Source organism: Streptomyces sp. NPDC045899, from assembly GCF_056431485.1.
In genome coordinates, this window is the sequence record NZ_JBWKKP010000007.1 from 314,200 (window position 1) to 325,254 (window position 11,055).

Below are 11,055 nucleotides of genomic sequence, written 5' to 3' on the forward strand. Positions count from 1 at the left end.
GTGCTGTGCGGAGGCGGAATACGCCGTAAAGCTGTGGACGCCCGAGCGGTGACGGTGCTAGCGTCAGGCAATCAAGTAGGCATTATTTACCGCAGTTTACGTGGGTAACCGGACGCGAGGTCACCCACGGCGGTTCGGGATCGGCCAGGGTGGTCGAGGTCGGACGGGGGTCGGCCTCGATCATCAGGACGGGCCCGCCGTGGCTCCGCCACGGGACAGCAGGACGGCCGATGGTTTCCATCGGCCGTTTTTTGCGTCTCAGATAGTAGGACGTCCGACTAATTGTGCAGACAGCGACGGCCGGCTGTCGTACTTTTGTGGAAGCCGAACGTCTCGCTCCATCGAGCGACGGCGGACGTGGTCGGTGCACATCCGCAGGTGACCCCTGCCGCACCCAGACCCCCGCCCTTTCCGGTTGCCACCTTCTCGGGGATTCCCCCCGGCCTTTTCCGGGGTTGAGCCAAGGAGACGTGAACATGGCCGAGACGACCATCCGCAGGGTCCGCCGCAAGACGGACAACACCGACCGCCAGAAGGCGGCCGCCGCGCTCCAGCGCGCGCTGGACCGCCGGGACAACGGCGGCTCCACCGGTCACTGACGCCGGGAGCGCGTGATCGTGAAGTGATCCACGCGCTCACCGGACTCCGTCAGCGCCGTGACCTTCAGTTTCGGAGCGGCACCGGGCTCCACCTCCACCGCGAGGAAGGAGAAGCCGGTGTAGCGGACCCGTGACCACTCCACGGTGTCGTGGTCCTTCTCCCCGCCCTTCGTCCAGTGGTAGGTCTTCACCTCGTCGAGGTCCCGGACCTTCCCCTCGTAGCTGTCGGGCACGGGGAAGGAGTACAGGTCCGCGCCCGCTCCGCCCGCCGTCACATAGACGATCCCGTCGCGCACCGCGTCGGCGTCCCCGCCGACCGGCACCCGGCGGGCGGTCTTCCCGCCCCGGATGGCGTCGGTGCGCTCGTAGACGTGGTTGTGGCCGTTGATCACCAGGTCCACCTGGTGCCGCTCCAGCAGCGGTACCCATGCGTCGCGCACACCCCCGTCCGAGGCGTGGGACCTGGTCGTGGAGTACGCGCAGTGGTGGAAGAAGACCACCACGAAGTCGATGTCCTCCCGCGCCCGCAGCTCGGTCAGCCGCCGGTCCAGCCAGCGGGTCTGCTCACCGCCGCTCCATCCGGTGTTGGCGGTGATCTCGTGGCTGACGTCATTGGCGTCCAGCGCGACCACGCCCACGTTCCCGTAGGTGAAGGAGTAGACGCCGGGCGCCGAGCGCGGTGCGGGTCCGTTCTGCGGCAGTGACCAGCGGGCCAGCTGTCCCCCGTATCCGTCGGGGGAGTACCAGGCCTCCATGTCGTGGTTGCCGGTGGTCACCATCCAGGGCACGGTGGCCGCCACCGCGTCGGTCTGGGCGAGGAAGGAGTCCCAGACCCGCGCGTCGTACAGGTCGGACTTCTTGCCGTGGCCGGTGGTGTCCGCGTAGCACAGATCGCCCGCGTGCAGATGGAAGGACGGGTTCTGGCCCAGGATCACCCGGTCGTTGGCGAGTGCGTGATAGCTCACGCCCTGGTCGCCGAAGGCGGTGAAGACGAACGGCGCGGGCCGCTCGGGCGCGGTGCGGAAGGTGCCCACCGAGGACAGGTGCCGGGGGTCGGCCGGGTCCCAGCCCTCGTGGCCGACACCGTAGTAGTAGGTGACGTCGGGGCTCAGCCCGTCCACCGCGGCGTGCAGGTAGTACTGGTCGACCGCGGGGAGCTCGTCACCCAGCGCCGGGGTGTGCAGCGGGCGCACCTCGGCCTCGACCGTCCGGGTCAGCTCTCCGGGCCCCGGGCCGATCCGTACCCGGGGCCGGCGCACCGCCAGCGGTACCTGCCAGGAGATCCGCATCTGGGTCATGGGGTCGGCGCCGAACGCCAGATGACGGCCGAACGGCGCCACCAGTGAACCGTCCACGGTGGTCCGGCGCGGTGCCGGGACCGCCGCGGGGGCGAGCCGGGCGCCGGTGGCGCACGCCGAGCCGCCCAGCAGCCCCGCGCCGACGCCCGCGCCCGCCGCGGCCGCGCCCCCGCGCAGCACCCTCCGGCGGGAGAACCGCGCCCGCAGGTACTCGTGCTGCTCGGCCATGCTCATCCGGCGCGCGAGCGGCTCAGGGATACCGAACCGTGGAGTGTCCATGAACCGGAATCTCCCCCGGCCGGTCAACGGCGCGCGGTACACCGGGTGAACGGCGGCTTACCGGTTGACGGGGCACACCGGCTGTCCGAATGGCGGACGGTCAGTGTCAGTCCATGGGACGAGGAGTAGGGTCCCGGTATGTCTCGCTCCCTTCGCCTCGCAGTGATCCCCGGTGACGGTATCGGCCAGGAGGTCGTGGCCCAGGGCCTCAAGGTCCTCGCCGCCGCGCTTCCGCAGGACGTGAAGCTGGAGACCCGGAACTACGACCTCGGTGCCCGCCGCTGGCACGCCACCGGTGAAACCCTGCCGGACGCCGACCTGGAGTCGCTGAAGGACCACGACGCGATCCTGCTCGGCGCGATCGGCGATCCGTCGGTGCCCTCCGGGGTGCTGGAGCGCGGGCTGCTCCTCAAGCTCCGCTTCGCCTTCGACCACTACGTCAACCTGCGTCCGTCGAAGCTCTTCCCGAACACCCCGACCCCGCTGGCCGGACGCCCCGACATCGACTTCGTGGTCGTCCGCGAGGGCACCGAGGGCCCCTACGTGGGCAACGGTGGCTCGCTGCGCACCGGGACCCCTGCCGAGGTGGCCACCGAGGTGAGCCTGAACACGGCCTACGGCGTGGAGCGGGTGGTACGTGACGCGTACGAGCGCGCCAACGCCCGGCCGCGCAAGAAGCTGACCCTGGTCCACAAGAACAACGTCCTGGTGCACGCCGGTCACCTCTGGAAGAACATCTTCGACCAGGTCGGCCAGGAGTACCCCGAGGTCACCACCGACTATCTGCATGTCGACGCCGCGACGATCTTCTTCGTGACCCAGCCCGAGCGGTTCGACGTGATCGTCACCGACAACCTTTTCGGTGACATCCTGACCGACCTCGCCGCCGCCGTCACCGGTGGTATCGGGCTCGCCGCGAGCGGCAACATCAACCCCTCCGGCACCTTCCCCTCGATGTTCGAGCCGGTCCACGGCTCCGCCCCGGACATCGCGGGCACCGGCAAGGCCGACCCGACGGCGACCGTGCTGTCGGTGGCCCTCCTCCTGTCGCACCTCGGTCACCCGGAGGAGGCGGCCCGGATCGAGGCCGCCGTCGCACAGGACCTCGCCGAGCGGGACGGCACGCCCCGCACCACCGACGAGATCGGCGACGCGCTCGCCGCGCGGGTGGCCGGCTGACCCCAGCCGGTGCCCCTGCGCGGCCGGGTGCGACCATCGACCTGGGCCGCGCGCCACCCGCACACCTCTTCCCCCGGCCCCACCTAGGCGATAATCCTGGTGGGGCCGCTGTGCGAAGCGAAACTCGGACGTCCTCGTACCGATGACGGTCGGGACGGTGTGAGCGCGGTCCGCGACAACCGAACGGTGAAGGACTACCACTCATGACGACGCCCACGATCGAGCTCAAGCCCTCGTCCCACCCGCTCTCCGACGCGGAACGGGAGCGGATCCTGGCCAGCCCCGGGTTCGGCCGCCACTTCACCGATCACATGGTGACCGTCAGGTGGACGGAGGGCCGTGGCTGGCACGACGCCCAGCTGGTGCCGTACGCCGCGCTGCCGCTCGACCCGGCGAACATGACGCTGCACTACGCGCAGACCATCTTCGAGGGGCTCAAGGCGTACCGGCAGCCCGACGGCACGGTCGCCACCTTCCGCCCCGAGCAGAACGCCGAGCGCTTCCAGGCGTCGGCGCGCCGGATGGCCATGCCCGAGCTTCCGGTGGAGACCTTCATCGCGGCCTGTGACGCGCTGGTCACCCAGGACCGGGCCTGGGTGCCCGGCACCGGTGAGGAGTCGCTGTACCTGCGGCCGTTCATGTTCGCCACCGAGGTCGGGCTCGGGGTCAGGCCCGCCAACGAGTACCTGTTCGTGGTCATCGCCTCCCCGGCCGGGGCCTACTTCCCCGGCGGGGTCAAGCCGGTCTCGGTGTGGCTCTCCGAGGAGTACGTCCGCGCGGCCCCCGGCGGCACCGGCGCCGCCAAGGCGGGCGGCAACTACGCCGCCTCGCTGGTCGCCCAGGCGCAGGCCGCCGAGCAGGGCTGTGACCAGGTGGTCTGGCTGGACGCCATCGAGCGCCGCTGGATCGAGGAGATGGGCGGGATGAACCTGTACTTCGTGTACGGGGACCGCATCGTCACCCCCGAGCTCTCCGGTTCGCTGCTGCCCGGGATCACCCGCGCCTCGCTGCTGCGGATCGCCGCCGACCTCGGCCACGAGGTCTCCGAGGGCCGGATCTCGGTGGACGACTGGCGCGAGGGGAACGCGGACGGATCCCTCACCGAGGTGTTCGCCTGCGGCACCGCCGCCGTCATCACCCCGGTCGGCTCGGTGAAGTCCGCCCGGGGCAGCTGGACGGTGGGCGACGGTGAGCCCGGTGCGGTCACGATGAAGCTGCGCCGCGCGCTGCTGGACATCCAGACCGGCGCCGCCCCGGACACTCATGGCTGGATGCACCGTCTGGGCTGACGCCCGCCGTTCGCATCCTGAGACGGAAGGGAGCCCGGGGGCGGAATGTGCCAGACTGCCCCCGTGCTCTCGTTCGCCATGATTATTGGCAGCAGGCGCGCCGGTCCGCAGTGACCGCCCCGTACGACCCGGTACGGCGCGGACACCGTGCCCCAGACCCGCGCGCAGACCTCTCGCACCCGCGAGGGGTCTTTTCGTTTTCCGGACCATCCCACCGGATGCGGAGCGTGAGGGATCATAGGAGGGCGCGGAACCGGTTATTCCGGTAGACCGAGATCCATCCGACAGGAGCCCGACCACCATGAAGGATCTGCCCGACGACGGTTTCCATGTCTTCGACACCACGCTGCGCGACGGCGCGCAGCGCGAGGGCATCAATCTGACGGTCGCGGACAAGCTCACCATCGCCCGTCACCTCGACGACTTCGGCGTGGGCTTCATCGAGGGCGGCTGGCCCGGAGCCAACCCGCGCGACACCGAGTTCTTCGCGCGGGCGCGCGAGGAGATCGACTTCAAGCACGCACTGCTCGTGGCCTTCGGCGCGACCCGCAAGGCGGGGGTGAGCGCCGCGCACGACCCGCAGGTGAAGGCGCTCCTCGACTCGGGCGCACCGGTGATCACGCTGGTCGCCAAGTCCCATGACCGCCATGTGGAACTGGCGCTGCGCACCTCGCTCGAGGAGAACCTCGAGATGATCCGCGACACCGTCGCCTACCTGCGCTCCCAGGGCCGCCGGGTCTTCCTGGACTGTGAGCACTTCTTCGACGGCTACCGGGCCAACGCCGCCTACGCCAAGCAGGTCGTGGCCACCGCCCACCAGGCGGGCGCCGAGGTGGTCGTGCTGTGCGACACCAACGGCGGGATGCTCCCGGGGCAGATCGACGCGGTGGTCCGCACCGTCCTGGCCGACACCGGCGCCCGGCTGGGCATCCACGCCCAGGACGACACCGGCTGCGCCGTGGCCAACACCCTGTCCGCCGTGGACGCGGGCGCCACCCACGTCCAGTGCACCGCCAACGGCTACGGCGAGCGGGTCGGCAACGCCAACCTCTTCCCGGTCGTCGCGGCGCTGGAGCTGAAGTACGGCCGTGCGGTGCTGCCCCCGGGCGCACTGGCGGAGATGACCCGGATCTCGCACGCCATCGCCGAGGTCGTCAATCTGACGCCCTCCACCCACCAGCCCTATGTGGGTGTTTCCGCGTTCGCCCACAAGGCCGGGCTGCACGCCTCGGCCATCAAGGTCGATCCGGACCTGTACCAGCACATCGACCCCGAGCAGGTCGGCAACACCATGCGGATGCTGGTCTCGGACATGGCGGGCCGCGCCTCGATCGAGCTCAAGGGCAAGGAGCTGGGCATCGACCTCGGCGACGACCGCGCACTGGTCGGCCGGGTCGTCGAACGCGTCAAGGAACGGGAGCTCGCGGGCTACACCTACGAGGCCGCCGACGCCTCCTTCGAACTGCTGCTGCGTGCGGAGGCCGAGGGCCGGGCCCGCCGTTTCTTCCGGGTCGAGTCCTGGCGGGCGATCGTCGAGGACCGCCCGGACGGCACCCACGCGAACGAGGCCACCGTGAAGCTGTGGGCCAAGGGCGAGCGGATCGTCACCACGGCCGAGGGAAACGGTCCGGTCCACGCCCTGGACCGGGCGCTGCGCGTGGGTCTGGAGCGGATCTACCCGCAGCTGGCCGCCCTGGAGCTGGTGGACTATAAGGTCCGCATCCTGGAAGGCAAGCACGGTACGCAGTCCACGACCCGGGTGCTGGTCTCCACCACCGACGGCAAGGGCGAGTGGTCGACGGTCGGCGTCGGGGAGAACGTGATCGCCGCGTCCTGGCAGGCGCTGGACGACGCCTACGCCTACGGCCTGCTGCGGGCCGGGGTGGAACCGCAGGAGTGATATGGCCGCGGCCCCGGCAGCGCCCTCGGGGGCGTGGCTCTGCCGGGGCCGGGCGGGGTCCGGGATCAGTCCTGCGCGGTGTTCCTGATCGCGGAGATGTCGAAGGTCAGCCGGACCTTGTCGCTGACCATCACCCCACCGGTCTCCAGTGCGGCGTTCCAGGTCAGCCCCCATGCGGAGCGCTGGATCTCGGCGCCGCCCTCGAAGCCGACCCGCTCATTGCCGTAGACGTCGGTGGCCGAGCCGTTGAACTCCAGATCGATGGAGAGCGGCCGGGTGACGTCCTTGATGGTGAGGTCACCGGTGATCCGGTAACGGTCGCCGTCGATCCGCTCCGCGGCGGTGCTGCGGAAGGTCATCAGCGGGAAGGCGTCGGCGTCGAAGAAGTCGGCGCTGCGCAGATGGGCGTCCCGGTCCTTGATGCCGGTGTCCACGCTGCCGATGGTGATGTCGATCGACGCGGTCGAACGGGACGGGTCGGCACCGTCCAGGCTCAGGGTGCCGCGGTGGTCGGCGAACGTCCCGCGGACGTTGGTGACCATCGCGTGCCGCACCGTGAAGCCGATGGCGCTGTGGGCGGGGTCGATCGTGTACTCACCGGTCAGGGCGGCGAGCGCCGGATCGGGCGCGGTCACGGAGCCGACGGCCGCGGTGCCGGGGGTCGTGCTGCTGGTGTGGCGACGGAACAGAGCCATGGCTCCTCCTCCGGGTCAATGTGGTTGAACGTTGAACAACCTTGGGCGCTCCCGAGCGTAGACCCATTCCGTTCAACTTTCAACATCCCGGAGTGAACGGTTCCGGCGGAGGCCGCCCCGGCGGCTGCCGACCATCCGGGTGGTCAAGCTCGTACGGTGACCGCGCGGGGGTCCGAAGTTTGTGGAGGACCCACAGCGGCGAATGTGGTGCGGCACAGCAGGTGGCACGAAATCCGCTGTCCAGTTCTGTGTCGCCTGCCCACCAAAACGCCGTCGACGTTGTATGGAATTGACATGCGCTTCCGAGGGTCCGGGAACGTACCGTCGTTCCATGACCAATCTCGAAGGTGCGCCCGCTGAGGCGAGTGACGTTCGCGGGCGCGTCGCCGAGCTGCACGCGATCCGCGAGCAGGCTCGGCGCGGCCCGAGCGAGCGGGCGACCGAGGCCCAGAAGGCCAAGGGGAAGCTGACGGCTCGCGAGCGGATCGATCTGCTGCTGGACGAGGGGTCCTTCAACGAGGTGGAGCCGCTGCGGCGGCACCGCGCGACCGGCTTCGGGCTGGAAGCGAAGAGGCCCTACACCGACGGGGTCGTCACTGGCTGGGGGACCGTCCACGGTCGGACGGTGTTCGTCTACGCACACGACTTCCGGATCTTCGGTGGGGCGCTGGGCGAGGCCCACGCGACGAAGATCCACAAGATCATGGACATGGCCATCTCGGCCGGGGCCCCGCTGGTGTCCCTCAACGACGGTGCCGGAGCCCGCATCCAGGAGGGCGTCTCCGCCCTCGCCGGATACGGCGGCATCTTCCAGCGCAACACCAAGGCGTCCGGTGTCATCCCGCAGATCAGCGTGATGCTCGGCCCGTGCGCGGGCGGCGCCGCCTACTCCCCGGCCCTCACCGACTTCGTGTTCATGGTCCGGGAGACCTCGCAGATGTTCATCACCGGACCCGATGTGGTCCAGGCGGTGACCGGCGAGAAGGTCTCGCAGAACGGGCTCGGCGGTGCCGATGTGCACGCCGAGACCTCCGGTGTGTGTCACTTCGCGTACGACGACGAGGAGACATGCCTGGAGGAGGTGCGCTACCTGCTGTCGCTGCTGCCGCAGAACAACCGGGAGAACCCGCCGGTCGCCGAGTCCGACGACCCGGCCTCCCGGCGCGGTGAGGCGCTGCTGGACCTGGTCCCGGCCGATGGCAACCGCCCGTACGACATGCGCAAGGTCATCGAGGAGATCGTCGACGACGGCGACTACCTCGAGGTCCACGAGCGCTGGGCGACCAACATCATCTGTGCCCTGACCCGGCTGGACGGCGCGGTGGTCGGCATCATCGCCAACCAGCCGCAGTCGCTGGCCGGAGTGCTGGACATCGAGGCGTCGGAGAAGTCCGCGCGCTTCATCCAGATGTGCGACGCCTTCAACATCCCGCTGATCACACTGCTCGACGTGCCCGGCTTCCTGCCCGGTGTGGACCAGGAGCACGGCGGGATCATCCGGCACGGCGCCAAGATGCTCTACGCGTACTGCAATGCCACTGTTCCGCGTATCTCGGTCATCCTGCGCAAGGCGTACGGCGGGGCCTACATCGTCATGGACTCCCAGTCCATCGGTGCGGACCTGACCTACGCCTGGCCCACCAACGAGATCGCGGTGATGGGCGCCGAGGGCGCGGCCAACGTGATCTTCCGCCGGCAGATCGCCGACTCGGACGACCCCGAGGCCATGCGCGCGCGCATGGTCAAGGAGTACAAGTCCGAGCTGATGCACCCCTACTACGCGGCCGAGCGGGGCCTGGTCGACGACGTCATCGACCCGGCCGACACCCGTGAGGTCCTGATCCGGTCCCTGGCGATGCTGCGCGACAAGCACGCCGACCTGCCGTCCCGCAAGCACGGCAACCCGCCGCAGTAACCGCGGCACCGCCACAGAGGGAACTGAGGGAGAAGCCCACCATGAGCATGTCCGAGGACTCCGCCGATACCGCCGCCGCGGTGGCCACGCTCGTCCGCGTCGAGAAGGGCCACGCGGACGCCGAGGAACTGGCCGCGGTCACCGCGGTCCTCCTCGCCCGCGCCGCCGCCACCGCCGGTCACCACCGCACCGGTGGCTCGGTCCGCCCGCGCCGCAGCGCCGCGCGCTGGCGCCGCCTGGAGCGCCAGTCGGCGTTCCGCGCGCCGCACAGCTGGCAGGGCTGACACCCCCGCGACGCGACCGCCGCCGGGCGACCGCACATCGTCCGGAGGCGACGGAAGCGTCAGCGAGCATGAGAAAGCCCCTGCTCTCCTCGGAGAGCAGGGGCTTTCGCGTTGCGCGGGACCGCCGGGACGGCCAGGTCGTGTCGTTCGGATCTTCGCGGACCCGCGAAGATCCGAACGACACGGCCTAGCGCAGCCGGGCCATCAGTGCGTGCTCGACCAGGGTGATCAGAGCGCTCTTGGCCTCGCTGCGGTGGCGGGCGTCGGTGATGATGATCGGCGCGTCGGGGCCGATCTGGAGCGCCTCGCGGACCTCTTCGGGGTTGTACGGCTGGTGGCCGTCGAAGCCGTTGAGGGCGATGACGAAGGGCAGTCCGGAGTTCTCGAAGTAGTCCACGGCCGGGAAGCAGTCCGCCAGGCGGCGGGTGTCCACGAGCACCACGGCGCCGATGGCACCGCGGACCAGGTCGTCCCACATGAACCAGAAGCGGTCCTGTCCCGGCGTGCCGAACAGGTACAGGATCAGGTCCTGGTCGAGCGTGATACGCCCGAAGTCCATCGCCACCGTGGTGGTGGTCTTGTCCGGCGCGTGGGTGAGATCGTCGATCCCCGCCGAGGCGGAGGTCATCACGGCTTCGGTGCGCAGCGGGTTGATCTCCGAGACCGCGCCGACGAACGTGGTCTTGCCCACGCCGAAGCCGCCCGCCACCACGATTTTCGCGGAGGTGGTGGAGCGGGCTGCACCGCTAGAGCTTGCGAAGTCCACTGAGCACCCTTTCGAGCAGTGTCACGTCAGGCTGGCCGCCGGCGGACTGGTCGCCGCCGGGCTGGTGAATGGCGACGAGCCCGGCCTCGGCCAGGTCGGCGACAAGGATCCGGGCGACGCCCAGGGGGATGGTGAGCAGTGCCGAGATCTCGGCGATCGACTTGATCTCACGGCACAGTTGGCAGATCCGCTGGTGCTCGGGCAGCTGGCCCTGGAGCTGGGCGGGTTCGGCCGTGGTGTGCACCAGCGCCTCGATGGCGAGCTGGTACCGGGGCCGGGTCCGGCCCCCGGTCATGGCGTACGGCCGCACCAGGGGATTGTGCGTGCCGCCCGCGGGGGAGGGGTCCGGGGCGGGGCGCGCGGGCGGCTGTACGGGCTGGATACGCGGCGCGGGCGGCGGCTCGTACCGCGGCCCCTCCGGCGCGCCCTGGGGCGCGTAGGAGGGCGGGTACGGCTGCCGGCGGCCCTGCTGCGGCTGGCGCTGGGGCGGCAGCGGCTGCTGGTACCGGTCACCCGGCTCCTGGTACCGGTCGTCCGGCTCCTGGGAGTGGGGCTGGCCGCTGGGGGCGGAGGGGAAGTTGAAGCGCTTCAGCGGCGCTTCTCCGCGCGGTTCCGACGGCTGCCCAGAGCCGTACGGATATCCGCTAGGGGGCGTTGCCACGTTTCCTCCTCCAACTCGCCTGTCTTGCCGTGCGCGCCACCGCACCTTATGGCGCGGTGGCGCGTAACGCACTCCATGTTTGCTAGTTGAGAAGACTGCCTTGCAGTTCGGCGCGGAGGTCCGGGGTGAGGACGTTGCCCGCGCGGTCGACCAGCAGGGCCATCTCGTAGCCGACGAGGCCGATGTCGCA

10 protein-coding genes and 1 pseudogene are annotated in these 11,055 nt (G+C 70.1%); 6 read left to right on the plus strand and 5 right to left on the minus strand.

Annotated features, from left to right (window positions below; translation table 11 throughout):
• The first annotated feature begins 476 nt into the window (after positions 1-476).
• The gene (locus AC07FT_RS13845) at positions 477-599 is read left to right on the plus strand and encodes a hypothetical protein (RefSeq protein WP_303331856.1); all 123 of its coding nucleotides are present in this window, start codon (positions 477-479) and stop codon (positions 597-599) included.
• Here the strand turns inward: AC07FT_RS13845 and AC07FT_RS13850 are convergent.
• Complete coding sequence (locus AC07FT_RS13850) at positions 593-2,176, minus strand: purple acid phosphatase family protein (protein ID WP_479176424.1); 1,584 nt, start codon at positions 2,174-2,176, stop codon at positions 593-595. The two genes, AC07FT_RS13845 and AC07FT_RS13850, sit on opposite strands and share 7 nt — an antisense overlap.
• A gap of 138 nt (positions 2,177-2,314) precedes the next feature.
• Here AC07FT_RS13850 and AC07FT_RS13855 point away from each other — a divergent pair, with 138 nt between their 5' ends.
• From AC07FT_RS13855 to cimA, 3 genes are all read left to right on the plus strand, one after another.
• A complete protein-coding gene (locus AC07FT_RS13855; RefSeq protein WP_471204529.1) occupies positions 2,315-3,355 on the plus strand; it encodes a 3-isopropylmalate dehydrogenase in 1,041 nt (346 codons plus the stop codon).
• A 203-nt stretch (positions 3,356-3,558) separates the two neighbouring features.
• Positions 3,559-4,644 carry a branched-chain amino acid aminotransferase gene (locus tag AC07FT_RS13860; RefSeq protein WP_471204527.1) on the plus strand — a complete coding sequence of 362 codons (1,086 nt, stop codon included), beginning with the start codon at positions 3,559-3,561 and terminating at the stop codon, positions 4,642-4,644.
• A gap of 301 nt (positions 4,645-4,945) precedes the next feature.
• Positions 4,946-6,544 (plus strand): citramalate synthase, encoded by a 1,599-nt coding sequence (gene cimA, locus AC07FT_RS13865; RefSeq protein ID WP_471204525.1) that lies wholly within the window; start codon positions 4,946-4,948, stop codon positions 6,542-6,544.
• A 65-nt stretch (positions 6,545-6,609) separates the two neighbouring features.
• On the opposite strand, the gene AC07FT_RS13870 is transcribed toward cimA, so the two are convergent.
• Positions 6,610-7,239, minus strand: a complete 630-nt coding sequence (locus tag AC07FT_RS13870; protein ID WP_479176425.1) for a YceI family protein — start codon at positions 7,237-7,239, stop codon at positions 6,610-6,612.
• A gap of 331 nt (positions 7,240-7,570) precedes the next feature.
• Between AC07FT_RS13870 and AC07FT_RS13875 the strand changes: the two genes are divergently transcribed.
• The gene (locus AC07FT_RS13875; protein WP_471204521.1) at positions 7,571-9,154 is read left to right on the plus strand and encodes an acyl-CoA carboxylase subunit beta; all 1,584 of its coding nucleotides are present in this window, start codon (positions 7,571-7,573) and stop codon (positions 9,152-9,154) included.
• Positions 9,155-9,195: 41 nt separating this feature from the next.
• Positions 9,196-9,438 (plus strand): acyl-CoA carboxylase subunit epsilon, encoded by a 243-nt coding sequence (locus AC07FT_RS13880; protein ID WP_471204519.1) that lies wholly within the window; start codon positions 9,196-9,198, stop codon positions 9,436-9,438.
• 187 nt (positions 9,439-9,625) lie between these two features.
• On the opposite strand, the gene AC07FT_RS13885 is transcribed toward AC07FT_RS13880, so the two are convergent.
• The 3 genes and pseudogenes from AC07FT_RS13885 to AC07FT_RS13895 all read right to left on the minus strand — a co-directional run.
• Positions 9,626-10,204, minus strand: coding sequence for a GTP-binding protein (locus AC07FT_RS13885; protein ID WP_468042224.1), 579 nt, complete (start codon positions 10,202-10,204; stop codon positions 9,626-9,628).
• The gene (locus AC07FT_RS13890; RefSeq protein WP_479176426.1) at positions 10,185-10,865 is read right to left on the minus strand and encodes a DUF742 domain-containing protein; all 681 of its coding nucleotides are present in this window, start codon (positions 10,863-10,865) and stop codon (positions 10,185-10,187) included. The genes AC07FT_RS13885 and AC07FT_RS13890 overlap by 20 nt, the downstream gene beginning before the upstream one ends.
• A gap of 82 nt (positions 10,866-10,947) precedes the next feature.
• Positions 10,948-11,055, minus strand: a pseudogene (locus AC07FT_RS13895) (roadblock/LC7 domain-containing protein); the annotation flags it as partial.